Origin of the sequence: Minwuia sp. IMCC3009 (assembly GCF_029909415.1) — a bacterium.
Lineage (GTDB): Bacteria > Pseudomonadota > Alphaproteobacteria > Minwuiales > Minwuiaceae > Minwuia.
This window is the reverse complement of record NZ_CP123781.1, coordinates 2,045,895-2,071,850: the sequence shown is the minus strand read 5'-3', so window position 1 is coordinate 2,071,850 and position 25,956 is coordinate 2,045,895. Positions and strand designations below refer to the sequence as shown.

Here is a 25,956-nt window from a genome sequence, read left to right as displayed (position 1 = left end):
ATCCGATCTCCCTTGTTGATGTCAGCCGCTCAGTTTCTCCCGCCGGACACGAATGCCAGCCTTGTCGCGATCCCAGGTGTCGCCGGTGACACCTTCGTCGCGCAGATTGACCTTCTGCACCTTCTCCGTGGGGGTCCGGGGCAAGCGGTCAACGATCCGAACATAGCGGGGCACCATGAAATGGGCCATCCGCGGGATCAGGAACTCGATCAATTCGGTGGGATCGATGGTCTTGCCGGCCGCAGGCGCAACCACGATCATCACTTCGTCTTCACTGACGTCACTCTTCACGGCAATGGCCGCGCATTCCTGGATTGCCGGATGCGCCAGCACCTCGGTCTCCACCTCGAAGGACGAGATGTTCTCGCCACGGCGACGGATCGCATCCTTCATGCGGTCGACGAAGTAGAAGTTGCCATCCGCGTCCTTGCGGAAGCCGTCACCGGTATGGAACCAGCCATTGCGCCAGGCCTTCGCCGTGGCTTCCGCGTTCTTGTAGTAGCCATGGTTCATCGTCCAGGGGCAGTCGGCACGGATGATCAGTTCCCCGACCGTACCGACGGGCACCTCGCAGTCGTTCTCGTCGACGACGCGACACTCCACCCCGTCGCGTGGTGTTCCCGCACTGTGCAGCAGTGTCGGGTTGACGGGGGAGATCAGCGGACAGGAGATCTCGGTCATGTTGAACAGGGTCATGGTCTGGACCCCGAAACGCGCCCGGAACTCGGTCGGGTCGAAGTCGAAGGGCACCAGCATGACCGTGCGCAGCGGGTTGTCCTTTTCCTCCGGTACTGGATCCTGCTTGGCGAGGAACTGTGCCATCACGCCCAGCAGGATGGCGAAGGTGACCTGGGTATCCTTGATCGTCTTCCAGAACGTGGCCGTATTGAAAGCATCCACGATGGAGATGGAGCCACCCATGGCCAGCATGATGTGGGCGGGCAGGGTGCCGCCGACATGAAACATCGGCAGGCTGAGCAGATAGCGGTCATCAGCCGAGATCAGGGCAGTGCCATCTTCCCCCGGCAGGTTCGAGTAGGCCGCACCTGTCATGTAGGCATGCAGGTAGGACGAGAGAACGCCTTTCGATGGTCCGGTCGTGCCGGAGGTATAGATGATGGACTGCGTGTCCCAGGGCATGATTTCCCGTGGGGGAGGGGAGGGTTCGGCATCGGCTGGCGCCAGAACATCCGCATCATGCACCGTCAGGTCCGCGCATGTGTCCAGCTTGCCGCCGATGATCACGACGGTATCCAGCCTGGCCCTGTCGATATCCACCAGCCTCGGTGCCAGTCCGGCATGGGCGATGATCAGGCTGGCGTCGGCGTTTGCCACCACATGGGCCAGGATGCCGCCCTTGTAGGATGTGTTGATCGGGACATAGACGGCGCCGAGGTAATTGATCGCGAACCAGACACGCAGCGCGTCCTGCCCGTTGGGCAGCCAGCTGACGACATGGTCGCCCTGCTTCACCCCCAGTTTTTCCAGCCCCGCAGCGGTGCGCCGAACCTGCTCCCGCAGTTCCCGGTACGTCCATTCGGTTCCGTCCGGAAAGACCGCATAGACCTTGTCCGGCGTCTGTGACGCGTTGCGGTCGATCAGGGGGCGGGTGACACAGATATCCGGTGCAGCCATCCGGCTGTCGATGAGAGCTTCGGTCATTGGGATGCTCCTGGGGTTTTCGTGCGGGTCAGGTCATGGGCTAGGGGCGTGCCGGACGCGCCCCTAGCCCATGAGTGTGGGCAGATAGGTGATGATGCCGGGGAAGATGATCAGCAGGGCAACGACAACCGCATCCGCCACCAGGAACCACATGATTCCACGGAAGATCGTCGACAGGCTGGCAAGATTGCCCACGACCCCCTTGATGACAAAGACGTTGAGCCCGATCGGTGGTGTGATCATCCCGATCTCCAGGAATTTCACCAGATAGACACCGAACCAGATGAGGTCGAAGTTGCTCTTCTCCAGCACCGGCAGCAGCACCGGCAGGGTCAGCAGCATCGCGCCCAGTGGATCGAGGAACATGCCCAGCACCAGATAGAGCAGGGAAATGCCCAGGATCAGCGTCAGCGGGTCGGCCTGCAGTCCCAGAATGGCGGAGGCAATCAGTTCCCCGCTGCCCGAGAGCGCCAGGAAACGGGTCAGCAGATTGGCGCCGACCGCGATCAGGAACAGGGCACCCGTCGTGGTCAGGGTCTCGATCACCGCATTCCAGAAGGCTTCCCGTGTCAGCGACCCCTTGAGGGCGGAGATCAGGATGGATGCGAAGGCACCGATGGCACCGGCTTCCGTTGCCGTGAACAGGCCGGCAAAGATACCGCCGATGACGACAACCAGGATAACGATCAGGGGCCAGGTCTTGCCGAGGTGTTCCAGACGCTCCGACAGGGGCGGAGTCTCGTCCAGGACCGGTGCAAGGGACGGGTTCAGCCTGGCCCGGATGTAGATCATCGCGACATAGGCAAAGGCCGTCAGCAGACCGGCGCCGACACCGCCGATGAACAGCTTGCCGATCGGCACTTCCGCAAAGACACCGAATAGGATCAGCAGGATGGAGGGTGGAATGAGTGCGCCCAGCGTGCCTGCAGCGGCAATCGTGCCGGTGGCGAGGGCGGCGTCATAACGCTTGGCGATCATCTCGGGCACCGCGATGCGGCCCATTGCGGCGGCGCAGGCGACCGAGGAACCGGTCACCGCCGCAAAGCCTGCGGATCCCACGACAGAGGCAATGGCGAGACCACCGGGGACCTTTGCCATCCAGCTTCGACAGGCGTCGAACAGGCTCTTGGTCAGTCCCGCGTGATAGCAGACGAAACCCATCATCAGGAACATGGGTACCGATGACAGGGTCCACTTCGCAGCGAAGTCGTAGGGTATGGCGGACAGGATTCCCCAGGCGGGGCGGCTGCCGATCATGATGTAGATGCCGCCGAAGCTGACCATGATCAGCGCGATCCCGATGGGGAACCGCACCAGCAGCAGGGTGACAAGGACGCCGAGGCCGATCAGGCCGATGATCTCGTTTTCCATTCAGCTCTCGTTCCGTTCGGCTTCGCGTGCGAGCGCCTGTTCGTGGGCTTCTGCGTCGAAGGCGGTCTCACCGAGGCCGCTGGCCAGTCCGGTCACGCTGTTGCAGAAGCGATAGAGAAGGATCAGGGCGAACAGCCCGAACCCTATCGGCAGGACGAAATAGCTCGGCCAGATGATGATCTTGAGGCCGCTCTCCAGGATGTTGGCATCGACGCTGAACTTCTTCAGGGACTCGAACCAGAGCCGGTGGGCAATACCGCCGGCCACCACCGCCGACACAAGCCAGACAGCGCCAATCACCAGCTTCTGCCAGCGTTCCGAGAACTGCCGGAAGATCACCTCGACGGAGATGTGACCGTTCAGTTTCTCGGACAGGGCTACGGGCAGGTAGGCGACGATCACCATGTAGTAGTGCGACACGATGAGCGAGGTCGCGGGAATCGGCCAGTTGAAGAGATTCTTCAGCAGCACGTCCGCCACGATCTGCAGCATCATCAGCATGACCGCCGCCGCCCCGATCATCGTCGAGGCGGCGACAAGCCATGACAGCACACGTCCCAGTGCTTTCATGGGGCGGACTTCCTTCCGGTAGCGGCTCGGATCAGAGCGTGGAGGGATCGATCTTCGCGAAGATTTCCTTCACGAACAGGTCCGAAACCGCCTTGGTATCCGAAACATCGACGTCGGCGGTCAGCTTGACCCACTTCTCGACCAGACCATTGATGATCTGCAGCTGCTCTTCCGCGTCCTGGATACCGAACTTTTCCCGGTTCAGCTTCGCCACCGCCTTCAGGTCATTGGCACGGAACTTCGCTGTCGCTTCAGCAGCTGCTGCCGAAGGCTCGACGATCTCGACACCAACGGTGCTCGGGTTCCGGAACAGGGCCTGGTTCTCGGCCAGATAGGTCACCGTCGTCCAGGCAACCGACGAACCGCCGGCCAGGATGAAGGACTTCTTGTCCGCATCCGACAGATCGTTCCAGACGTCGCGGTTCAGGTTGAACATGCTGTTGCCGATGTAGACGCCGATCGGGGCATCAAGGACATAATCGGTCACTTCACCGATGGAGAGGCTGCGCAGCACGTCGAGCGTGTGCGTGTTGCCGTCAAGCTGACCCTGGCTGATCGATTCATAGATATCGTTCGCACCCAGGACGACAGCCGTGGCACCCATGGCCTCGACCCAGCGACCGAAGGGGCCGAAACCGCGGATCTTCTTGCCCTTGAAATCTTCCGGCGTGGAGATCTTTTCGACGGACATCATGTAGTAGGGGCCGATCACGGACGTGCCGAGGAACACCTGATTCTGTGCCTTGTATTCGTTCAGGCACTTGCCGCAGTTGGCCAGGTACTCGTTGGCGGCACCGGCAATCGCAACCGGATTGACACCCGCCGTGGCCATGTCGACCAGCAGGTTGCCATAAGGGAATTCACCGCGGTGATAGGCCGGTACGACGTAGGCGACATCGGCGATGCCGTCACGCACACCGTTCATGGATTCGGCAAAGTTCAGCAGCGAGAGCTCGTACACCTTTCCCGTGTAGCGGCCTTCCGTGCGCTTCTCGATCTGTTCTGCGAACTGGTACATGCCGCGGACCAGGCCGCCGCTGCCGGTGTTGCCGATGGCAATGCGCAGTTCATCTGCCTGTGCGGGGGCCGATGCCATAGCGGCAGCAAGCCCCATGCAACCCGCAACGAGTGCGGACGTGATCTTGAGGGTCATCTGTTTCCTCCCCTGAACCTCTTTACCCTACGACAGTAATTTATTTGTTGGGCAACCAGCAAGTTTGTTTGGGGCGGAGGTGCTGTGCTGAAATTGCAGGCGTTCTGGCGGCCAGGCCCCTCTCATGTACCCGAAGCACCTGTCCGTCAGGCGGCTGCTGGGCTGGCAGGGCAGGTATCGTGGGCAGGGAACCGTCCTGTCGCCCGGGCAAGCGTCTTGTCCTTGCCGGCCTTGCGGCCGCGACGGAACTTGCCCGTCAGGGGCGGGGTTGCGGCAAGACGATGCTGGACATCGCAGCTGCCGCAACCGCCTGAAACCTCAGATGCTCAGGTCTTCCAGGTTGTAGTCGTGGACGTCGGCACGGGCCGCATCGTCCCAGGTCCAAGTCTCGCCACTCTCCACATGCGGCAGATAGGCGAAAGGAGTCTCGTCGGGGAAGCGCTGGCGGCGGGCATCGATGCCATAGCCGATCATGCGCGCGCGACGGCGGATGCGCTCGGCATCATAGATCGTGGGGGCGTTGTGGATGCCGCCGCCCGCGACGCCCAGCACCGACCGTCGGCGGTGGAACCCGAAGTTCACTGTCACGCGCCAGTCCGGGCTGGTATTGGCGAAGGACCCATGGACGACCTGGCGGTTGGTGATGACCACATCGCCCGGCGCACAGACCATCGGTACGGCATCGGGCAGGCGGTCCGAACCCGCCGCCGCGCACATGCCTGCAATATCGACCTTGTTCAGCTTGTGCGTGCCCGGCAGCACCCAGACACCGTTGGCCGGTGTGCAGCCATAGAGCTGGGCCATGAAGTTGAACCCGTGCGTGCCCTGATCCCACTCGGGGGCGTCCCAGTGCGTCACGCCATCCCGGTGCCATGCCACCGAAGCACCCAGTCCGGGCTCCTTCAGGAACAGGGCTTCGTTGAAGGGGACGAAGTCGTCGCCATTGATCGCGGCTGCAATCCCGAGGATTTCCGGGTGGCCATAGACCCTCAGGCAGGCCTCCGAGAACTGCAGCGACCCGAGCGACAGATAGACGATCTCCTCCGGCGCATCCGCGGCCGCCTTCGGCTCCGACATCTTGACCGGATGGCGCCCGGCAGCGGCATCGGTGCCGCCAAAGGGGTCACCCAGTGGTTTGGACCAGAACAGTGTAGGCGCCTTGTTCCCGACGCCCATGGCCGGACGGCCCTGTGCATCCAGCTCGGCACCCTTGTGGACGGGGAACCGCGACCGCAGGTGGTTCACGTCCGCTTCTATGTCGGCCAGCTCGTCGGGTTTCAGCACGCCTTCGAAGACGTAGAAGCCGCAGCGCCAGTAGGCCTCGACAATGTCCGGGTGCAGGGCACCCTTGCCGACGAAGCGAATGGGACCGCGGTTGCCGAGAGCCATCGCGCGTTCCAGACCTTCTGTCTGATAACGCTGCATCTCCGCCTCGTCGGCGCCGAAATCGACGCCCGTGGGGTGTCTGGGTGCATTCATGGTCCGGCCCTCCCGCTGCCGCAGTCCTGATTGCGGAAAGCGTAGCGGTGCGATGCCGCTACGTTAACCGCAAAGTCTGCAGGGGCCGGTTGCGCCGGTTCAGCCCCTCAGGACGCTCTGCAGCTTCATGGCGACGCCCATGTTCCCCTCGATCTTCAGCTTGCCCATCATGAAGGCCGTGGTGCCGTCTAGATCGCCGTTCACCATCGCCAGGAAGTTCTCCTTGGAGATCTTCATGGTGCAATCGGCGTCCTTGTCCTCGTTGGTGACCGTGTTCGGGGTGGAGGCGCCGTCCAGGAAGATCACGCCATCGTCGCCGAAATCGAACTTCAGCGTGGCATCCAGGCCCGAATCATCGCCGACGCGGTCGCGCATGCCTTCGGTGATTTCCTCGAGAGTAGCCATTTTCAGTCTCCGTACTGCTTTGCGTTTTACGTTGACGGAAACTCGACCACACCTGTGGGGAGCGCGCAAGCCTGACCCTACGTCAGTTCAGTGCGGCTGAATCCGGACCGCGTCGCCCGGCCTCAGCACCCGAAGCAGGTGCAGAAGATCCTCCGTGGCGAAAGCCACGCAGCCCTCCGTCGGGGTCATGGCCGGATGGGCAACATGAACGAAGACGGCGCTGCCGGCCGACGGGCGAACGGGGCGGTCGTTGTGGCCGATTGTCAGGATCAGGTCATAGAGGCCATCGGCACGCCACAACCGCTCATGACCGAACCGGCTCGGCAGCGTGACGGCGCGATTGTAGTGCGGACTCTCCGGATCATCGCACCAGCCCTGATGCAGCTGCACGGGTGTGGCCGGGATCGGTGTCCGGGGGCGACCCAGACGGTCGTGCCGGTAGAACAGCCGCCGCAGGGGGAAGAGACCGACAGGCGTGCCGCCGTCGCCCTCTGTCTTCGTGCTGACGATCCCGGCGCGACCCAATGCGCAGGCGAACGTCCATCGGCCGAATGTGGCGTAGCCTTCCGGATGCACGCGAAGCAGGGCCATGGTGGTCGCGGTGACTCAGTCTGCCGCTTCGATGCCCGAGAGCGCTGCCCGGTCCTGGTCGAACTGCAGCTTGGCGAGCCGGGCGTAGAGCCCGTCCTGTTTCATGAGCTCGGCATGGGTGCCGCTGGCCACGACGCAGCCACGGTCGATGACGACGATGCGGTCCGCCTTCAGCACGGTTGCCAGGCGATGCGCGATCACCAGTGTCGTGCGCCCGTGCATCAGCTTGTCCAGCGCCTGCTGCACCATGCGTTCGGATTCCGCATCCAGGGCCGATGTTGCCTCATCAAGCAGCAGGATCGCCGGATCGCGCAGGATCGCGCGGGCAATGGCAATGCGCTGGCGCTGGCCGCCGGAAAGGCGCTGGCCGCGTTCGCCCAGTTCGGTGGCATAGCCCTCCGGCAGGCGATCGAGGAACTCCGCCGCACCAGCCGCCTGCGCGGCGGCGTGAACCTCCGCATCCGTGGCTTCCGGGCGGCCATATCGGATGTTCTCCATCGCGGAGGTGCCGAACATGACTGCGTCCTGGGGCACCAGACCGAAGCGCTTGCGCACTTCGGAGGGGTCTGCGTTGGTGATATCGACGCCGTCCAGCGTGATGGTTCCGCTATTGGGATTGTAGAACCGCAGCAGCAACTGGAACACGGTCGACTTGCCGGCACCGCTAGGTCCGACCAGCGCCACCGTTTCGCCGGGCTTCACGTCCAGTCCGAAGCCGTCCAGGGCGGCAATCTCCGGGCGTGAGGGATAATTGAAATGAATGTCGGTGAGGCAGAGGCGTCCCTCCGGCGTGTCCGGCAGGGACACCGGATTGGCGGGGACGCCGATCTCCGGCACCACCTGTGACAGTTCGATCAGTCGTTCCGTCGCGCCAGCCGCGCGTTGCAGATCGCCCCACATCTCCGACAGGGTGCCGACCGATCCGGCGACGACGATGGCGTAGAACACGAAGGCGGTCAGTTCGCCGCTGGACATGGTGCCGTCGGCCACATCGGTTGCACCGAGCCAGAGCACGGCATCAATGGCGCCAAAGATCAGCAGGATGATGACCGCGGTCAGCCAGGCGCGCACGGCGATTCGTTTCCGCGCCACGGCGAAGGTCTCACCGACCGCATTGCTGAAGCGGTTCCTCTCGAACTCCTCCTGCGTGAAGGCCTGCACGGTCTGGACCGCGTTCAGGCTTTCCTCCGCCCTTGCATTGACCTCTGCGACCTTGTCCTGGCTCAGCCGCGACAGCTTCCGCAGCCGACGCCCGAAGAAGATGATCGGCACCACGACGATGGGCACCATGGCCAGCACCAGTCCGGCCAGCTTCGGGCTGGTGATGATCAGCATCGCCAGACCACCGATGAACATCAGCAGGTTGCGCAGTGCCATGGAGGCGCTGGAGCCGACGACCGTCTGGATCAGCTCGGTGTCCACGGTCAGGCGGCTCATCACCTCGCCCGTCTTGGTCTGTTCGTAGAAGTTCCGGTCCAGGCCGATGACGTGGCGATACACGGCCTTGCGAATGTCGGCGACAATCCGCTCCCCCAGCCAGGTGACCGTGTAGTAGCGGGCGAAGGTAAAGGCGGCGAGCAGGGTGAAGACGCCGAACAGGGCAATGAAGTATTCGTCCAGCAACTGTCCGTCGGCGGTACCGAACCCGTTGTCGACCATCCGTCGCACGGCCTGACCGATGGCCAGTGTCGCCGCAGCGGCACCGGTCAGGGCGATGATCGCGAAAATGATCTGCAGGCGATAGGGTCGTGCGAAAGGCATCAGGCCACGAAGGGCACTGATCTTCTTCGGCTTCGGGCGCCCGGATTTCTCGTCATTGGTCTGACCCTGGTCAGTCGAAACGGTTTCTTCCGTCATGTCGCCCCGCGCTGAATCCCTTGTTCCTCGCGCCTTTGCCGGTCGCGATGGCCGGACACTACTGCCGACACGCCTGAACGCCAAGGGGGGCGCGTGGTCGCGGCAGTGGCCTGCGTCACGCTCCCGCCAATCTGCGGCTTCGCTTTCGGTGAATCCGAAACTCGCGTGTACCGAGCATCGATTTGGCTGTGAAACGCGAAATCGTTACAGTTGCCGCAGAAGAAGGTGAAGCAAGATGACGCGTGGCTTGCCCCAGGGGTCGAGGCGCTGCGCGAAAGTCATCAGACAGTGGGGGGAGAGTGGCATGGCATTCCGGCAATGTGAGTCGTGTGAAGAGCTGATCGCAAGCCGTGCAACCAAATGCCCGCACTGTGATATCGTCCTGACCGAAACCGAACTCCTGATGCCGTCGCCAGATACGGTCTCTGGCGGCAGTAACTGGGCAGCATTGCTGTTTGTCATGATAGCAGCCGTCGCGCTCGCCGACGCGACAGGTCTCATGAACTGAACGGAATCTCTCCGTTCCCCGGCACGCGCCCATCCACCCTGTTCAGATCGTGTCGCGCTGGCGAAATCCGGTTGGCAAGGGGTCGGGCAGGGGACCGGGCTGGCCAATCGCCTGTTCCACCTTCGCCGCAGGCGGGCCCTTGCGGCAGCGGCGCAGCAGTTCGTTGATCTGACGGCCTTCGCCGACCATCTGGGCTTCGACAGTGCCGTCCAGGCGGTTGCGGACCCAGCCGGTGACGCCCAGTTCCGCCGCATTGCGACAGGTAAAACCACGAAACCAGACACCCTGAACACGTCCGTGAAACACCACATGCAGGGCGCTGAGGTCGGATGGTTCGCTGGTCATGGTCGGCTCCTCTGCAGGAGCGCTGTTCTGCAACATGGACAGAACAGGGTCGGGGACCATATAGAACGCTTCAAACCCCGCGTGACAACCGCCGGAAAGGCGCAATTGCGACTCTGAGACATGGAACCCCTGCCCTTCATAAAGATGCACGGTCTCGGCAATGATTTTGTCGTGCTGGATGCGCGTCGGCAGCCGATCGGGCTGACACCCGGCATCATCCGGGCGATCGGCGACCGTCGGCACGGCGTGGGGTTCGACCAGTTGCTGACCCTGATGCCGAGCGACAGTGCGGCCTGCTACATGCGCATCGACAATTCCGATGGCTCGCCGGCCGGGGCCTGTGGCAACGGCACCCGCTGCGTCGGACGTCTGTTGCTGGAGGAAAGTGGCGGAGAGACCGTCGATATCGACAGTCCGGGCGGGCTTCTGCAGGTGTCGGATGCCGGGCAGGGCCTGTTCACGGCACGCATGGGACAGCCCCGCTTCGGCTGGCAGGATGTTCCTCTGGCGCGGGAGATGGATACGCAGCACCTCGACCTCACTGTCGGTGACCTTTCCGATCCCGTGGCCGTGTCCATGGGCAATCCGCATGTCGTGTTCTTCGTGCCGGATGCGGAGGCCGTGCCGCTTGCCGACATCGGTCCGACAATCGAGAATCATGAACTGTTTCCCGACCGGGTGAATGTCTCGGTCGCAAGCCAGCGTGCGGACGGCAGTTTCCGGCTGCGTGTGTTCGAACGCGGTGCAGGCATCACCTCGGCCTGCGGGTCCGGCACCTGCGCGACCTATGCCGCGGCGCGGACGCGTGGCCTGATTGACGGGCCGGTGCGGATCGACCTCGACGGCGGACCGCTCTGGATGGACATGGATGCGGATGGGGCGGTGCTGATGACCGGTGCGGCCAGCCTGAGTTTCCACGGCATCATCGACCCGGGCGTGCTGGCGGGTGCCGCAGCATGAGCGGGCCGGAGATCGTCACTTTCGGTTGCCGCCTGAATGCCTGGGAGGCAGAGGTGATGCGGGGTCATGCCAGCATGGCGGACCGCGATGACGTCATCGTCGTCAATACCTGCGCCGTGACCGCCGAAGCCGAGCGTCAGGCGCGTCAGACGATCCGCCGCCTGCGCCGCGAGCGTCCGGAGGCGGAGATCGTGGTCACCGGCTGCGCGGCCCAGATCGCCCCTGCAACCTGGGGGGACATGCCGGAGGTCGACAGGGTCGTCGGCAATCGGGAGAAGCTGGATCCGGCGGCCTTCACCCGGGGCACCAATGACCCGGTGCTGGTGCAGGACATCATGCAGGTCAGCGAAACCGCCGGGCACCTGATCGAAGGCTTCGACGGGCGGGCGCGTGCCTTCCTGCAGGTCCAGAACGGCTGCGACCATCGCTGCACCTTCTGCATCATTCCCTTCGGACGCGGCAATTCCCGCTCCGTCCCCATCGGTGTCGTGGTCGATGAGGCGCGCAAGCTGGCGGCGCAGGGGGTACGGGAGATCGTGCTGACCGGTGTCGACATCACGTCCTATGGTCCGGACCTGCCGGGACAGCCGAGCCTCGGGCAATTGTGCCGTCGCCTGCTGGCCATGGTGCCGGAGATCGCGCGGCTGCGCCTGACCTCCATTGATCCGGTCGAGGTCGATGCGGACATCTGGCGTCTGATCGCGGAGGAACCGCGTCTGATGCCGCACCTGCATCTCTCGCTTCAGGCGGGGGATGACCTGGTGCTGAAACGCATGAAGCGCCGTCATGGTCGCGTTGATGCGATCCGGTTCTGCGCGGAGGCCCGGCGGCTGCGGCCCGACATCGTGTTCGGTGCGGATCTGATCGCCGGGTTCCCGACCGAATCCGAGGAGATGCATCGCAACTCCTGTCGTCTGGTGGAGGATTGCGATCTGACCTGGCTGCATGTGTTCCCCTATTCGGAGCGTCCGGGAACACCCGCCGCCCGCATGCCCGCCGTGCCGAAGCCGGTGCGGAAGGAACGCGCCGCGGCCTTGCGGGCACTCGGGTCGGCGGCCGCTGCGCGACATCTCGCTGCGCAGGTCGGCCGACCTGTCGAGGTGCTGGTGGAAACCGCCGGCAAGGGACATTCGGCCCATTTTGCCAGCGTGCAGCTGCTGGGGGAGGCGCTCCCCGGGAATATCGTCCGGGCCGAAGGTGTCGGTGTCGATGGTGAGACACTGCAGGCGAGGGCGGCCTGATGGCGGAGCAGGAACGCAAGGGCTGGTTCGGACGTCTGAAGGACGGGCTGAAACGCTCCACAGGCCAACTGACCGGCAGCATCAGCGCCGTCTTCACCCGCCGGAAACTGGATGACGAGGCGCTGGAGGATCTGGAGGAGATCCTGATCCGTGCCGACCTGGGGGTGCAGGCAGCGGCGCGGATCACCACGGAGATCGCGAAGGGGCGGTACGACAAGGACGTCACGGACGAGGAAGTGCGCGGCGCACTGGCCGACGCTGTCGCCAATACGCTGAAACCGGTGGCCCTGCCGCTGGAACTGGATGCGGCGCGGAAGCCGAACGTTGTCCTGGTGGTCGGCGTGAACGGTGTCGGCAAGACCACGACCATCGGCAAGATCGCCCATCATCAGCGGGAGATCGGGAACAGGGTCGTGCTTTGTGCCGGCGACACCTTTCGTGCGGCAGCCATCGACCAGCTCAAGATCTGGGGGGAGCGGACCGGGGCGGAAGTCGTGGCGCGCGACAGCGGGGCGGACTCCGCGGGTCTTGCCTTCGATGCCCTGAAACGCGCGCGGGATGTTTCGGCCGACCTGTTGCTGATCGACACGGCAGGACGGCTGCAGAACAAGGCCAACCTGATGGCCGAACTGGAAAAGATCGTCCGTGTCCTGAAGAAGCAGGACGAGAGCGCGCCGCACGCCGTGCTGCTGGTGCTGGATGCGACCACGGGTCAGAACGCGGTCAACCAGGTGGAGGTCTTTCGCGACGTCTGCCAGGTCACCGGTCTGGTGATGACCAAGCTGGACGGGTCCGCACGGGGCGGCGTGCTGGTTGCGGTGGCGGACAAGTTCGGCCTGCCTGTCCATTATGTAGGTGTCGGCGAACAGGCGGAGGATCTGCGCCCCTTCGATGCCGATGACTTCGCCCGTGCGCTCTGCGGCGTTGCTGACTGAAGGCCATGTCCGAAACCCTTCACGGAACGGCTGTCGCGCTCGATGGGGCCGCAGTCCTGCTGCGTGGCGGGTCCGGGGCGGGCAAGTCCGATCTGGCGCTGCGGCTGCTGGCTGAGGGCTGGCAGGTGATCGCCGACGACCGGGTTGTGTTGTCTGTCATGGGGACGGAGCTGCGGGCCACGGCTCCTGCCACGCTGGCGGGGCTGCTGGAAGTGCGCGGCATTGGCGTGGTCAGACTGGATGATGCCCAGCGACTGGAAGCTGCCCCCCTTCGGCTGGTGGTCGATCTTGTTCCGTCGCGCGAAGAAGTCCCCCGCATGCCGGAGCCGGAAATTTTCCGCCATGCGGGTATCGGGACGCTCCGCGTCCGGCTATACCCTTTCGACGCTGCCGCGACGGCCAGATTGGCCATGGCACTGGCTGTTGCACTGAACCCGCACAAGCGATTGGAATGAGCGAGAACATGACCGAACATGTTGAGAAGGATGAACTTCTTCTCGTGACCGGGCTCTCCGGCGCAGGCAAGAGTTCCGCGCTGAAGATGCTGGAAGACATGGGCTGGGAGGTTGTCGACAACCTGCCGCTGTTTCTGCTTCCGGCCCTGCTGGGGCGGGACGGGGGCACCCAGGACGACGGCAAGCGCCGTTGCCTTGCCATCGGGATCGACAGCCGCACCCGTGATTTCGACTCCGACCAGCTCGACGTACAGCTCACGGCGCTGCGCCAGACCGGTGAGATCAATGTCCGCTTCTGTTTCTTCACCTGCGATGCGGATGTGCTGCAGCACCGCTTCACGGAGACGCGGCGTCGCCATCCGATGGCATCCGACCGGACAGTGGCCGACGGCATCCGCATCGAGCAGGAGATGTTCGCCGGGCTGCAGGACCGGGTGGACTGTGTCGTGGACACCACCGCGCTGTCGCTGCCGGACCTCAGGGAACACATGCGGCGGCTTTTTGACCTGGGCGCGGAGCAGCACACACAGATCCATGTCATGTCATTCTCGTTCCGGCGCGGGCTGCCTCGGGCGGCGGATCTGGTGTTCGATGTCCGCTTTCTGGAAAATCCCTATTATGTCGCGGAACTGCGGGAGGGCACGGGCCTCGACACGCCGGTGCAGGATCACATCATGACGGATCCGGGCTGGCCGCCGTTCATCGAAAAGCTGGATGACATGCTTTCCTTTCTGTTGCCGCGCTACGCCAGAGAGGGAAAGTCGTATCTGACGATCGCGATCGGGTGCACAGGTGGCCGGCACAGGTCGGTCTTCACGGCGGAGCAGATTGCTGCACGCTTGCGTGGAGATGACACTCGTGTGACCGTTCGCCATCGTGATCTGCCCTGAGCGGCAGCATCGCCAACAGGGCAAACGGAGACAGGAACCGATGATTGGCATGGTTCTGGTAACGCATGGTCGATTGGCGGAGGAATTCATTGCCGCAACCGAGCATGTCGTGGGCGCGCAGGAAAATGTGCGCGCAATATCCATCGGACCGGACGACGACATGGAACAGCGCCGCAAGGACATCATGGAGGCTGTGTCGGCCGTCAATGATGGGGACGGCGTGGTTCTGCTCACCGACATGTTCGGGGGCACCCCCTCCAACCTCGCGATCTCGATGATGGACCAGGGGGAGGTCGAGGTGATTGCGGGCATGAACCTGCCGATGCTGATCAAGCTCGCGACGGTCCGGGAGAAGTCGAGCCTGCGGGAGGCGGCAGCCATCGCGCAGGAGGCAGGGCGGAAGTACATCAATGTCGCCTCGCAGGTGCTGAACGGGGGCGATCAGTGACAGCGCGGGTGGTCAGGCGGCTGACCATCTGCAACGAGAAGGGGCTGCATGCGCGCGCCGCGGCCAAGTTCGTGACCTGCGTTGCGGCCTGGGACGCGCATGTCACTGTCGAAAAGGACGGGACCTGCGTGACCGGCGATTCGATCATGGGTCTGATGATGCTCGCGGCATCAAAGGGGACGGAGATCTGCGTCACTGCCGAGGGGCAGGACGCGGAGGAGGCCGTCGGGGCGCTCGACGATCTTGTGTCGGGACGTTTCGACGAAGGCCGTTGACGGACCCCGCTGGCCAGGCATTCGGTGGACTTGGCGTTGCCGACGGGATTGCCATCGGCCCGGCGCATGTCGTTGACGGCGGGACCGACCGGGTTGTCGAATACCGGATACCGGCCAGTGAAGTCGCCGCGGAGATCCGGCGTTTCCGGGATGCCACGGCTGCCGCTTCGGTGCAGCTGTCGCACCTGCGCCAGCAATCGGAACACATCGGTGGCGCTGCCGGGGAGGAGATGGGTTATCTGCTCGCCGCACATGCCAGCATGCTGGAGGGGTCGCGCCTGACCCGGGGCGTTGAAGCGGCGATCCGGGACCGCCGCGTGAATGCCGAAGCCGCGGTCGAGGCCGAGATCTCGCGCATTGCCCGACAGTTCAGCGCCATTGCCGACCCCTATCTTGCCGCGCGGGGCGATGATGTGCGCGATCTCGGGCGGCGTCTGATCCGGACGCTGGGCGGCGCGCGGACGGAGCCCTTTGCCGGTGTCTCGCCCGGTTCCGTGGTGATCGCCCATGAAGTGACCCCGGCTGACACGGCCGCGATGGCGCCGGGCAAGGTCGCCGGGATCGTGGCGGAGATCGGCGGGGCGGATGGTCATACGGCGATCCTGGCCCGCGGCCTCGGGCTGCCGGCGGTTCTCGGCGTTCAGGATCTGCTGGAATCGGTGAGCCATGGCGACATGGTCATCGTTGATGGTCAGGCCGGTGTGGTGCATGTGCGTCCCGACAGGGAAACGGTCGAGAGATACCGCCGCCAGCGAACCGCGCTGCTGCGAAAGCGGCGTGCGCTGGCCAGGCTGACGGATTTGCCGTCGGAGACCCGCGACGGTGTCGCCGTGCATCTGCAGGCCAATATCGAACTGCCGATCGAGGCGGAGCAGGCCATCGGACTGGGGGCGGAGGGGATCGGTCTGCTGCGCAGTGAGTTCCTGTTCATGGCCGCCGAGACGGAACCCGACGAGGAAACCCAGTACCGCCAGCTCGCGTCGCTGGTGGAGGGAATGCAGGGGCGGACAGTGACCATCCGCACGCTGGACGTCGGCTTCGACAAGCTGCCGCAGTCGATGGCCGGTGACCTGCCGCCGGGTGACAATCCCGCGCTTGGCCTGCGCGGTATCCGGCTGTCGCTGATGCGTGCCACCTCGCTGGAGAACCAGCTGGCCGCGATCCTGCGCGCCGGGGCGCATGGCCCGGTTCGAATCCTGTTGCCCATGATCACGTCGGTCAGCGAGATCGAAGCGGTGCGCAGTCTGCTGGCCAAGGTGGCGCGGCGCCTGAAACGCCGGAAGGTGCGGATCGCCGATCCGCTGCCGCCGCTGGGCGTGATGATCGAGGTGCCGGCGGCGGCACTCTCGGCCGATGCCCTGGCGCGGGCGTGCGATTTCTTCTCCATTGGGACCAACGATCTGACCATGTACACACTGGCCCTGGACCGCACGAACGAGCAGGTGGCGACGCTCTACGATCCGCTGCATCCCGGGGTCCTGCGTCTGATGCAGTTCGCCGTTGCTGCTGCGCTGCGTGCCGGTATCCCGGTCAACGTCTGCGGCGAGATCGCCGGCGATCCACGCTTCTCTCCACTGCTGGTCGGACTCGGCATTCGCGACCTCTCCATGGCTGTGGGCAGCATTCCGCAGGTCAAGCAGCGCATCCGGCGCCTTGATACCGTCAGCGCCTCCGAGCACGCCGACAACGTCATGGCCCAGACCAACCCCCAGCGATCGGCGGAGGTTCTGGATGACTTCGCCTGACAGTGCGGGGGGCGACTGGCTGCAGGACCTGCTGGCCGGAGACCGGCGCGCGCTGGCGCGGGCGATCACGCTGGTGGAGAACGAGGGCGCTTCGGCGACAGAGGTCCTTGCCGCCATCCGGGGGCATCTGGGGCGGGCGATCACCGTCGGTTTCACCGGCCCGCCCGGCGCCGGAAAGTCGACCCTGGTCAACGCCTTCGTGCAGGTACAGCGGGCAAGGGGGCGGACGGTAGGTGTGGTTGCGGTCGATCCGTCGAGCCCGGTGACCGGTGGTGCGATCCTGGGCGACCGGATCCGGATGACGGGCCATTCCGGGGACAGGGGCGTCTTTGTGCGGTCGCTCGCCAGTCGGGGGCACCTGGGGGGACTGTCGCGCTCCGCCGTCCGGGTCATCGACTGCATGGATGCCGCGGGTCTGGATGTTGTCGTGATCGAGACCGTCGGCGCGGGGCAGTCCGAAGTCGAGATCGCCGAGGTCGCCGACATAAAGGTGGTCGTTGCGGCACCGGGCCTGGGGGACGACGTTCAGGCCATCAAGGCCGGTATTCTGGAGATCGCCGATGTTCTGGTCGTCAACAAGGGCGACCACCCGCTGAGTGCCCAGACCGCGCGCTATCTGAAGACGATGGTGGGCATGCAGGCGCGGGAACCGGCAACGGAAGTGCTGCGCACGGTCGCGACCACCGGCAAGGGGGTGGAGGCGCTGGCCGACGTCATCGATCGCCTCGGCCAGCACCGCCGTGCCCAGGCGCCGATGACACGGTCCCGGCGTCTGCTGATCCGTGCCGCGCAGGATCTGCTGCGCCAACGTCTTGCCCAGGCCTCCCCGGAGGAGATCGACGGGCTTGCCCGCGCCCTGCTGGCGGGCGAAAAGACTGTCGAGAGTGCCGCACTGGAACTGGTCCGGCGAATGCTGAAGGAACCGTCATGAGCCTGCTGCGCCCGCTTGTCCGCGATCTGATCCATACCTTGCCGGACTCGAAGATCCGGGAGGTTTCGCTGTTCGGGGAGGGGCGCGAGGGCCTCATTCCCCTCTGGTTCGGTGAGTCGGACGAACAGACCCCCGATTTCATCAAGGATGCGGCCCGCCGTGCGATGGACGAGGGCGCGACCTTCTACGCCCCGAACGCAGGTGTCGCCCCGTTGCGGGCGGAGATCCAGGCCTACATGACCCGGCTGTACAACCGGCCCTTCGACCTGGAGCGGTTCGTGGTCACGGCGTCGGGCATGAATGCGATCATCCTGACGTTCCAGGCGCTGGTGGATCCGGGTGACAATGTGCTGGTGGTGACGCCTGTCTGGCCCAACTGCCGGGAGACAATCGCCATCATGGGCGGGGAAGCGCGTGACGTTGCGCTGCAGGAAACGGACGGGCGCTGGCATCTGGATCTGGACCGCCTGTTCGATGCGGCCGACGACCGGACACGTGCGATCTTCATCAACAGTCCCGGTAATCCGACCGGCTGGATGATGCCGGAGGACCAGCGCGATGCGATCCTGGCCTGGGCGCGGCAGCGCGGCATCTGGATCGTTGCGGACGATGTCTACGCCCGACTGGTCTACGACCGGCCGCATGCGCCAGCCTTCGTGGAGGTGGCGGAGCCTGATGACCGGGTGATTGCGATCAACAGCTTTTCCAAGAGCTGGTCGATGACAGGCTGGCGACTTGGCTGGATCACGGCCCCGGCGTCGCTGCTCACCGATCTGTCGAAGCTGAATGAATACAATATCGCTGGTCCGACAACCTTCGTGCAGCACGCGGGGGCGGTGGCGCTGCGTGACGGCGATGGCTACGTGAATGATCTGGTGGAGCGGCTGCGCCGTCGCCGGGATCTGGTCGCCCAGGGGCTCAGCCAGTTCTCCCGCGTCCGCGTCGCATCCCCGGAAGCGGCCTTCTACGCCTTCTTTTCCGTTGATGGCGTAACGGACAGCCTCGCACTGGCCCGCCGACTGGTGGAGGAAGCCGGTGTCGGACTGGCCCCCGGTATTGCCTTCGGCCAGCAGGGTGAGGGGTATCTGAGGCTCTGCTTTGCGTCATCGGAGCAGGCGCTGTCGACTGCACTTGATCGGATGCGGCCGCTTCTCGACGGCTGAATCGTGGAAATTCCATCCCCCTGAACCTGTCTTCCCGGTATTGTTCACCGATTAGGTCCGGAAATTGCAAGAGCCTGTTAAGTCCCGTCTGCTAGGCAGACGAAGGAAGGCTTATCTATGGGTGTCAGCGCAGCAGAAGGCAGGAAGGGTGGCAAGGATCCGGTGATGGATGCCGTAACCCTGCGCTTCGGTGATGCCGAACTGGAGGGGTGCTTCCGTTCGAGCTGGCGCAGCGCGACACGATCACTGGGGTTCTGGTGGCGCGCCGGATCAACGGCCTATTACATCATCTTCTCTGTCCTGCTTGCCGTGTACGATCACGATTTCAGCCCGTTGCTGAATGGCATCCACCTGTTCGTCTGTCTGCCGATAGCCTTTGCAACGATCTTCGCGCCCTTTGTCTGGCCGCGCCTGGAACGATACTGCAATCCGGCTTTCCTCGGCCTGCTGATACTCGTCTTGCTGGTGGAGTGTCTCCAGTTGCGCGCTGCTGACACGCCGGTCGCCTATCTCTATCTGCTCAATGCGAGCGTCATCATGATCTTCACACAACAGTTTCCGAGCAATCGTCTTACCGGAACGATCCTGCTGTCGTTGCTCTTCGGGCTGATCGCGGCTCTGGCCATCTACACGTTCGGCGGCAGTCCATTCGGTCGGGAGATCCCCATGCTCCCGTTCTGCGGCATCCTGATCGCCTTCACGATCATCGGGATGTTCTCGGCCTACAACAAGGAACTGTTCGTCCGCCGCAACTACCACGCCATCCAGTCGCTGAAGCTGGAGAACGCGCGCTCCGAGAAGCTGGCGAACGATGCAGTTGCCGCGCTCGAGGCAAAGTCCCGCTTCCTCGCCATTGTGGGGCACGAGTTCAGGACTCCGTTGAATGCGATCCTCGGCTTTTCGGAATTGATGCTCTCCGGCGTCATCGGACAGGTGAGACCTGCCAGAGCCGGTGGCTATGTCGAAGGCATCTTTCAGAGCGGCACGCATCTGATGCAGCTGGTGGAAAGTGTGATCGACTACACCCGCTCAGGATCCGGCATGATCCGTATCACGGAGGAAGAGGTGCCGCCGGAGAAGCTGATCAACGATGTTCATGCAGGCATCGAGAGCACGCTCTCGACCCGTCACCAGACCCTGAACAAGATTGTTGCGGACGATGTTCCGGTTCTGCGCATTGATGCAAACCAGATCAGGCAGTGCCTGGCGAACCTGATCTCCAACGCCTCGAAATTCTCGCCGGTCGGCAGTGAGATCACCTGCAAGGCGCTGAAGACGGACGACGGCAGCGTGCAGATCGTCGTCATCGACAGGGGGTGTGGATTCGACGACAGGAAAGCCGAGCTGCTGTTCGACCCGTTCGCCCAGGCGGAAGACGACCTGAACAGGCGCACCGACGGACTTGGCATCGGCCTGCCGCTGACACGGGCCCTGATGCAGGCGCACGATGGGGAAGTCCGGCTCAGCAGCCGACCAGGTGTCGGCACCGAGGCAGCGCTGGTCTTTCCGGCCGCGAGATGCAGGCCGACCACCTCGGACGATGTAACCGAAGTCGCCTGATCCGGCATGCCCCCTTGCCAGTGGGGTCGCGGCAGGCAGAATGGCGGGCATTCAGATCACGCCCGGGGGAGGGGTTTCATGAACCGTCAGGTCATCATCCAGGAATTGCCGAAAGGCGAACTCACCACCGGGCATTTCGCCATTCAGGAGGGGCCGGCGCCGGACGTGGCCGAGGGGCAGGTACTGGTCCGCACCATCCTGATTTCCATCGATGCGGCCAATCGTGCCTGGATGCAGGGCGCCACCTATCGGGAGGCCGTGAAGGCCGGGGACATCATGCATGGCTACATCATCGGGCAGGTGATCCGTTCCGCCGATCCGGCCTTCGCGGAGGGGGATCTGGTCGGCGGGGAGGGACGCTGGGCGGAGCAGGTGCTCTGCAAGGGCAGTCTGCTGGAGAAGTTGCCCGATCATCGCCCGATCTCGCATCTCATCTCCCTGCTCGGCATTGCGGGCAAGACGGCCTATCACGGGCTGGTCAATGTCGGACTGCCCAAGCCGGGGGAGACGGTGGTGGTCTCGGCCGCCGCCGGTTCCGTCGGCATCTTCGTCGGCCAGATCGCCAAGGCGCTGGGCTGCCGCGCGGTAGGTATTGCGGGCGGTGCGGAGAAATGCGCCTGGCTGACCGAGGAACTGGGTTTCGACGCCGCCATCGACTATCGCGGCGGCAACCTGTTCCGGGAACTGCGCGCGGCCTGTCCGGACGGGGTCGATATCTACTTTGACAATGTCGGCGGCGAGATCCTGGAGACCGTGCTGTTCCAGATGAACATGAAGGGCCGCGTGGTCTGTTGCGGTGCCGTCAGCCAGTACAATGCCACAGCGCCCACGGGGCCGCGCAACCTGCCGGGCCTTGTGGTGGTCAAGCGGCTGCGGATGGAAGGCTTCATTGTCATGGACTTTGCCGATCAGGACGCCAGGGCGGTGGCCGACCTGAGCGGCTGGGCCGCCAACGGCCAGATCAAGGTGGTCGAGGACATCGTGGAGGGGCTGGAGAATGCGCCGGAGGCTCTGGTCGGCCTGCTGGCCGGCAGGAACCGGGGCAAGCGCATGGTGCGCGTCGCTGCCGACCCGGCGTGACCCGGATGAACCGGAACCATTGGCAGGACGCCCATGCGGCGGGTGCCCTGCGGGAGCACGTGCGTGACCGCCTGGACGCGTTCGAGCGCCATCCCCCTGAACGTACCCGCCTGAAGGAGGCGGCTGTCACCGTCATCGTGACGGAGAATGACGCCGGTGCCCCGGTCTTCGTCCTGACCCAGCGGGCGTCGAAAATGCGCAACCATGCGGGCCAGTGGGCCTTGCCCGGGGGCCGGATCGATGCGGGGGAGGATGCCGCCACCGCTGCCCGCCGGGAGATCGAGGAGGAGATCGGCATCACCATCGCGGAACACGACCTGTTCGGTCCGCTGGATGCCTATGTCACCCGTTCCGGCTACGCGATCACGCCCTTTGTCGCCTGGGCTGCACCGGGGGCCAGCTTCACCCTCAGCCCGGCGGAGGTCCAGGCGCTGCATCTGGTGCCGCTGACCGATCTGGACCGGCCGGACTCGCCGCAGTTCATCGATATCCCGGAGAGTGACCGCCCCGTGATCCGGCTGCCGATCATGGACCGCCACATCCATGCGCCGACCGCTGCGGTGCTGTACCAGTTCCGCGAAGTCGCCCTGCATGGCCGCGACACCCGCGTTGCGCATCTGGAACAGCCGGTCTTCGCCTGGAAGTAGGTAGGTCTCTGCGGCCGACTGGTTCCCTGAATCGTGTGTGGACCGTTCCACCCCTCTCCCCCTCCCGACCACCCACGGGAGTATCCTGAATGGGTGGTCGGGAGGGGGAGAGGGGTGGAACGGTCAGCCGCCGAATCCGCTGCGGCCAAAGCGGCGTTCGGCGCCAAGATGCTTGCAGGGGCAGGGGCACTCGGCTATCTCGTGCATGGTGCCGGATCGGGGCGTAGCGCAGTCTGGTAGCGCACCGGTTTTGGGAACCGGTGGTCGTTGGTTCGAATCCAATCGCCCCGACCATCCGGCCACCGAGAGCGATCCGTTTGGGGCATTACGCCCAGAACACCATCCACGACCGAAGGGTGATGACATGTCCGCGCGCATCTATCGTCCCGCCAAGAACGCCATGCAGTCCGGCAGGGCCAATACCCGCCGCTGGCGCCTGGAATTCCGGGCCGACGCGGCCAGACATGCCGACCCGCTGATGGGTTGGACCAGCATCGCCGACACCCAGTCCCAGGTCCGGCTGGAGTTCGACACGAAGGAACAGGCTGTCGCCTACGCCGAGAAGCACGGCATCGACGCCCGTGTTTACGAACCCCGCGAACGCAAGCTGAAGCTGCGCGCCTACGCCGACAATTTCGCCTACAACCGGGTGATCTGACAGCGGACTGCGCTTTCCGCCCGGTTTCCGCTATCCTGACCCCCGACGCGCCCTTAGCTCAGCTGGATAGAGCACGAGCCTTCTAAGCTTGGGGTCGCAGGTTCGAGTCCTGCAGGGCGCGCCAATTCTCCGCCGCAGGGCCCTCCCTCATCACATTCTGCCTCGCCGCCGCAGGGCTGCTCCGCGCCAGTGCCATGGCCCCGGCCCGGACGCTTGCTATAGTCGTGCGACAGATGAGCAACCGGGGAGGGAAGCCAGATGACTGCGCCGAAGATGCCGATTTCCAGTGCGCGCGTGGGTGAGGTGCTGGGGGAGTGTGAGACGGAGATGACGCCGCGGCGGTTGCTGGCCTATGCCTCGGGCCTGCTGCTGGGTGACGAGGTCTACCTGGATGACGCGCGGCCAGGCGGTGTCGAGATGATGCCGGCCATGTGCGCGGCGGTGGAATGGCCGCTGTCGGACGGGGCCGCGACTTCCGAATGCCTCGGCATCACGCTGCCGCAGTACCGCAGCGTCGGGGTGCATGCGGAGCAGGACAGTATCTTCCACCGGCCGCCCCGCATGGGGGAGCGGCTGAGGACCACCGGCGTGCTGGAAACCCTGAAGCAGACCCGTGCCGGGATCCTGATGACCTGCCGCTACGACACCGTGGACAGTGACGGTCAGCCGGTCTTCACCAGCTACAACAGCGGCATGTTCCGGGGCTGGCGGCTGGATTGCGATCACGCGGGCACCTCGACACGCGAAGTGCTGCCGTCTGTGGTGCTGGACGGCGAATCCGTTGCCAGCGAGGCAATCGCCGTGCCGCGCTACCTGCCGCATGTCTATTCGGAGGGCGGGCCGATCTGGAACCCGATCCATACGGAGCGGATCGTGGCACTGGCCGCCGACCTGCCTGACATCATCCTGCATGGTACCGCCACCTGGGCGCTGGCCATGGACAGTGTCATCCGCCGCTATGCGGACGGTGATCCGCGACGGCTGAAACGCTTCGCCTGCCGCTTCACCGGCATGGTGATCCCGGGGGAGACCATCACGGTCCGGCACCGGGACCTGGGCGACGGGCGGATCGAGGTGGATACCGTGGACGCGCGCGGCAAGCCGGTCCTGTCCAACGGCATCGCCGAGGTGCGCGCAGGCTGACAGGTCCCCGCCACAGCAGCCTGACAGCAGCCGTGTCCCATCCGTGTCATCATGCCCATGGAATCGGTATGCGGTTCGTGAGGGAGCCTGAGCATGAGCGTTGACCAGATGATCCTGTTCGCCCTGTTCGGCGGCGTCTTCGGGATGCTGCTGTGGGGGCGGTTCCGTTATGATCTGGTGGCATTCTCGGCACTGATGATCGCGGTGGTGCTGGGGGCTGTTCCGGCGGGGGAAGCCTTCGCGGGGTTCGGTCATCCGGCGACGCTGGTGGTGGCACTGGTGCTGATCGTTTCCGCCGGGCTGGTGAGGTCCGGTGCAGTCTTCCTGATCACCCGCACCCTGGTCGATCCCGAACGGGGCCTGGGCGCGCATATTGCCTTCATGGGCGGTATCGGCGGCGTGCTCTCCGCCTTCATGAACAATGTGGCCGCGCTTGCGCTGCTGATGCCGGTGGATATCCAGACGGCGCGAAAGGCGGCGCGGCAGGTGCGGCTGTCCCTGATGCCGCTGTCGTTCTGCACCATCCTGGGCGGCATGGTCACCCTGATCGGGACACCGCCGAACATCGTCATCGCCACGATCCGGAAGGATCAGCTGGGCGAGGGATACAGCATGTTCGACTTTGCCCCGGTCGGTGGCGTCACGGCCCTGGTCGGGCTGCTGTTCGTGGCGCTGGTCGGCTGGCGCTTCATCCCGAAGAAGACGGGCGAGGGGGCGCTGTCGGACGCGCGCCTCAGCGAGAAGGACTATATCGCTGAACTCTCGGTGCCCGAGAAATCGGACCTGATCGGCAAGCGCCTGTTCGAACTCTACGCCACGGCAGACAAGAACGATGTGGCGGTTCTGGGCCTGATCCGCAACGGCAGACGTCGCTATGGCACGCAGCGGGACACGGCGCTGGAGGCCGGGGATGCCATCGTGCTGGAGGCCCAGCCGGAATCACTCGACGAGTTTCGCGCGACCCTGTCGCTGGATTTCACCGATGGCTCGGACAAGGACCATCTGAGTGCGGCGGGCGAGGGGCTGGTGGTGATCGAGGTCGTTGTGCCGGAGGGGGCGCGTTTTGCCGGACAGACCGCACAGGGGCTGGGTCTGGCCTGGCGGCACAACACGGTGCTGCTGGGGCTCTCGCGGGAGGGGCGCCGGGTGGAGAAGGAAATCCGCCAGACGATGGTGCGCCCCGGCGACATCCTGCTGCTGCTGACGCCGGAGGGGGAGCGCGACAATGTCGTCGAATGGCTGGGGGTGCTGCCCCTGGCTGACAGGGGGCTGGCGGTCACGGACTCCGACAAGGTCTGGCTCGCGATCTCGGTCTTCGGTGCGGCGGTGGCCGCCGCCTCGGTTGGCCTGATCTATCTGCCGGTGGCGCTGGGCATTGTCGTGGTGATCTATCTGCTGACCGGCATCCTCTCGCTTTCCAACCTGTATGACCATGTCGAATGGCCGGTGGTCGTCCTGCTTGGCTCGATGATCCCGCTGGGGGCGGCGCTCGACAGCGCCGGGGGCACGGCGCTGATCGCGAATGGACTGGTCGGGCTGACCGCGGGCTGGCCCGCCTGGGCGGTGCTGACGGTGCTGATGGTGGTGACCATGACGCTGTCGGATGTGCTGAACAACACCGCGACAGCAATCGTGGCGGCCCCGGTCGGCATCCAGATGGCCGAATCCCTGGGCGTCAGCCCGGACCCGTTCCTGATGGCTGTCGCCGTCGCCGCCTCCTGCGCTTTCCTGACGCCCATCGGACACAAGAACAACACGCTGATCCTCGGCCCCGGCGGCTATGCCTTCGGCGATTACTGGCGCATGGGCCTGCCGCTGGAGATCATCGTCGTCGCCGTCTCGATCCCGATGATCCTGCTGGTCTGGCCGATGTAGGTTCGCCGG

Annotated in this window: 26 protein-coding genes and 2 tRNA genes; 19 read left to right on the top strand and 9 right to left on the bottom strand. The window is 64.6% G+C overall.

Going from position 1 to position 25,956, the window contains the following annotated elements:
• Positions 1-21: 21 nt before the first annotated feature.
• The 8 genes from QGV55_RS09735 to QGV55_RS09700 all read right to left on the bottom strand — a co-directional run bounded on the left by QGV55_RS09735 (position 22) and on the right by QGV55_RS09700 (position 9,088).
• The gene (locus QGV55_RS09735; protein WP_281017008.1) at positions 22-1,662 is read right to left on the bottom strand and encodes an AMP-binding protein; all 1,641 of its coding nucleotides are present in this window, start codon (positions 1,660-1,662) and stop codon (positions 22-24) included.
• A gap of 63 nt (positions 1,663-1,725) precedes the next feature.
• A complete protein-coding gene (locus tag QGV55_RS09730; RefSeq protein WP_281017009.1) occupies positions 1,726-3,033 on the bottom strand; it encodes a TRAP transporter large permease in 1,308 nt (435 codons plus the stop codon).
• Positions 3,034-3,603: a TRAP transporter small permease gene (locus tag QGV55_RS09725; protein WP_281017010.1), complete on the bottom strand. Its 570-nt coding sequence runs from the start codon at positions 3,601-3,603 to the stop codon at positions 3,034-3,036.
• 31 nt (positions 3,604-3,634) lie between these two features.
• Positions 3,635-4,756 carry a C4-dicarboxylate TRAP transporter substrate-binding protein gene (locus tag QGV55_RS09720; RefSeq protein WP_281017011.1) on the bottom strand — a complete coding sequence of 374 codons (1,122 nt, stop codon included), beginning with the start codon at positions 4,754-4,756 and terminating at the stop codon, positions 3,635-3,637.
• Positions 4,757-5,074: 318 nt separating this feature from the next.
• Entirely contained in the window at positions 5,075-6,235 is a 1,161-nt protein-coding gene (locus tag QGV55_RS09715) for a phytanoyl-CoA dioxygenase family protein (protein ID WP_281017012.1), read from the bottom strand.
• 99 nt (positions 6,236-6,334) lie between these two features.
• On the bottom strand, positions 6,335-6,640 hold the full coding sequence (locus tag QGV55_RS09710; protein WP_281017013.1) for an SCP2 sterol-binding domain-containing protein: 306 nt from the start codon (positions 6,638-6,640) through the stop codon (positions 6,335-6,337).
• Between the two features lie 87 nt (positions 6,641-6,727).
• Complete coding sequence (locus QGV55_RS09705; RefSeq protein ID WP_281017014.1) at positions 6,728-7,231, bottom strand: L,D-transpeptidase family protein; 504 nt, start codon at positions 7,229-7,231, stop codon at positions 6,728-6,730.
• Between the two features lie 15 nt (positions 7,232-7,246).
• Entirely contained in the window at positions 7,247-9,088 is a 1,842-nt protein-coding gene (locus QGV55_RS09700) for an ABC transporter transmembrane domain-containing protein (RefSeq protein WP_281017015.1), read from the bottom strand.
• Positions 9,089-9,392: 304 nt separating this feature from the next.
• On the opposite strand from QGV55_RS09700, the gene QGV55_RS09695 reads away from it, so the two are divergent.
• Positions 9,393-9,596, top strand: a complete 204-nt coding sequence (locus QGV55_RS09695; RefSeq protein ID WP_281017016.1) for a hypothetical protein — start codon at positions 9,393-9,395, stop codon at positions 9,594-9,596.
• A 42-nt stretch (positions 9,597-9,638) separates the two neighbouring features.
• On the opposite strand, the gene QGV55_RS09690 is transcribed toward QGV55_RS09695, so the two are convergent.
• Positions 9,639-9,941, bottom strand: coding sequence for an acylphosphatase (locus QGV55_RS09690; protein ID WP_281017017.1), 303 nt, complete (start codon positions 9,939-9,941; stop codon positions 9,639-9,641).
• Between the two features lie 120 nt (positions 9,942-10,061).
• Between QGV55_RS09690 and dapF the strand changes: the two genes are divergently transcribed.
• The 18 genes from dapF to QGV55_RS09600 all read left to right on the top strand — a co-directional run bounded on the left by dapF (position 10,062) and on the right by QGV55_RS09600 (position 25,947).
• The gene (gene dapF / locus QGV55_RS09685) at positions 10,062-10,901 is read left to right on the top strand and encodes a diaminopimelate epimerase (RefSeq protein WP_281017018.1); all 840 of its coding nucleotides are present in this window, start codon (positions 10,062-10,064) and stop codon (positions 10,899-10,901) included.
• The gene (gene mtaB, locus QGV55_RS09680) at positions 10,898-12,142 is read left to right on the top strand and encodes a tRNA (N(6)-L-threonylcarbamoyladenosine(37)-C(2))-methylthiotransferase MtaB (protein ID WP_281017019.1); all 1,245 of its coding nucleotides are present in this window, start codon (positions 10,898-10,900) and stop codon (positions 12,140-12,142) included. Before dapF ends, mtaB begins: the two co-directional genes overlap by 4 nt.
• The gene (gene ftsY, locus QGV55_RS09675; protein WP_281017020.1) at positions 12,142-13,077 is read left to right on the top strand and encodes a signal recognition particle-docking protein FtsY; all 936 of its coding nucleotides are present in this window, start codon (positions 12,142-12,144) and stop codon (positions 13,075-13,077) included. Before mtaB ends, ftsY begins: the two co-directional genes overlap by 1 nt.
• A gap of 5 nt (positions 13,078-13,082) precedes the next feature.
• Positions 13,083-13,532, top strand: coding sequence for an HPr kinase/phosphatase C-terminal domain-containing protein (locus QGV55_RS09670; RefSeq protein ID WP_281017021.1), 450 nt, complete (start codon positions 13,083-13,085; stop codon positions 13,530-13,532).
• A gap of 8 nt (positions 13,533-13,540) precedes the next feature.
• Positions 13,541-14,422, top strand: a complete 882-nt coding sequence (gene rapZ, locus QGV55_RS09665; RefSeq protein ID WP_281017022.1) for an RNase adapter RapZ — start codon at positions 13,541-13,543, stop codon at positions 14,420-14,422.
• Between the two features lie 40 nt (positions 14,423-14,462).
• Positions 14,463-14,870, top strand: coding sequence for a PTS sugar transporter subunit IIA (locus QGV55_RS09660; protein ID WP_281017023.1), 408 nt, complete (start codon positions 14,463-14,465; stop codon positions 14,868-14,870).
• Entirely contained in the window at positions 14,867-15,145 is a 279-nt protein-coding gene (locus QGV55_RS09655; RefSeq protein WP_281017024.1) for an HPr family phosphocarrier protein, read from the top strand. The genes QGV55_RS09660 and QGV55_RS09655 overlap by 4 nt, the downstream gene beginning before the upstream one ends.
• Positions 15,142-16,890, top strand: coding sequence for a phosphoenolpyruvate--protein phosphotransferase (gene ptsP / locus QGV55_RS09650; RefSeq protein WP_281017025.1), 1,749 nt, complete (start codon positions 15,142-15,144; stop codon positions 16,888-16,890). Before QGV55_RS09655 ends, ptsP begins: the two co-directional genes overlap by 4 nt.
• Positions 16,877-17,821, top strand: a complete 945-nt coding sequence (gene meaB, locus QGV55_RS09645; protein ID WP_281017026.1) for a methylmalonyl Co-A mutase-associated GTPase MeaB — start codon at positions 16,877-16,879, stop codon at positions 17,819-17,821. Before ptsP ends, meaB begins: the two co-directional genes overlap by 14 nt.
• Entirely contained in the window at positions 17,818-18,984 is a 1,167-nt protein-coding gene (locus QGV55_RS09640; RefSeq protein WP_281017027.1) for a pyridoxal phosphate-dependent aminotransferase, read from the top strand. Before meaB ends, QGV55_RS09640 begins: the two co-directional genes overlap by 4 nt.
• A 117-nt stretch (positions 18,985-19,101) precedes the next feature.
• A complete protein-coding gene (locus tag QGV55_RS09635; protein ID WP_281020145.1) occupies positions 19,102-20,544 on the top strand; it encodes a HAMP domain-containing sensor histidine kinase in 1,443 nt (480 codons plus the stop codon).
• 78 nt (positions 20,545-20,622) lie between these two features.
• Positions 20,623-21,624, top strand: coding sequence for an NADP-dependent oxidoreductase (locus QGV55_RS09630; RefSeq protein WP_281017029.1), 1,002 nt, complete (start codon positions 20,623-20,625; stop codon positions 21,622-21,624).
• A 5-nt stretch (positions 21,625-21,629) separates the two neighbouring features.
• Complete coding sequence (locus QGV55_RS09625) at positions 21,630-22,271, top strand: CoA pyrophosphatase (RefSeq protein ID WP_281017030.1); 642 nt, start codon at positions 21,630-21,632, stop codon at positions 22,269-22,271.
• 217 nt (positions 22,272-22,488) lie between these two features.
• Positions 22,489-22,565 (top strand) — tRNA-Pro (locus QGV55_RS09620).
• Positions 22,566-22,635: 70 nt separating this feature from the next.
• Positions 22,636-22,929 carry an ETC complex I subunit gene (locus tag QGV55_RS09615; RefSeq protein WP_281017032.1) on the top strand — a complete coding sequence of 98 codons (294 nt, stop codon included), beginning with the start codon at positions 22,636-22,638 and terminating at the stop codon, positions 22,927-22,929.
• A gap of 47 nt (positions 22,930-22,976) precedes the next feature.
• Positions 22,977-23,053: transfer RNA gene (locus QGV55_RS09610), tRNA-Arg, on the top strand.
• Positions 23,054-23,187: 134 nt separating this feature from the next.
• Positions 23,188-24,072, top strand: coding sequence for a MaoC/PaaZ C-terminal domain-containing protein (locus tag QGV55_RS09605; RefSeq protein ID WP_281017034.1), 885 nt, complete (start codon positions 23,188-23,190; stop codon positions 24,070-24,072).
• Positions 24,073-24,165: 93 nt separating this feature from the next.
• Positions 24,166-25,947: an SLC13 family permease gene (locus QGV55_RS09600; protein ID WP_281017035.1), complete on the top strand. Its 1,782-nt coding sequence runs from the start codon at positions 24,166-24,168 to the stop codon at positions 25,945-25,947.
• Positions 25,948-25,956 lie beyond the last annotated feature (9 nt).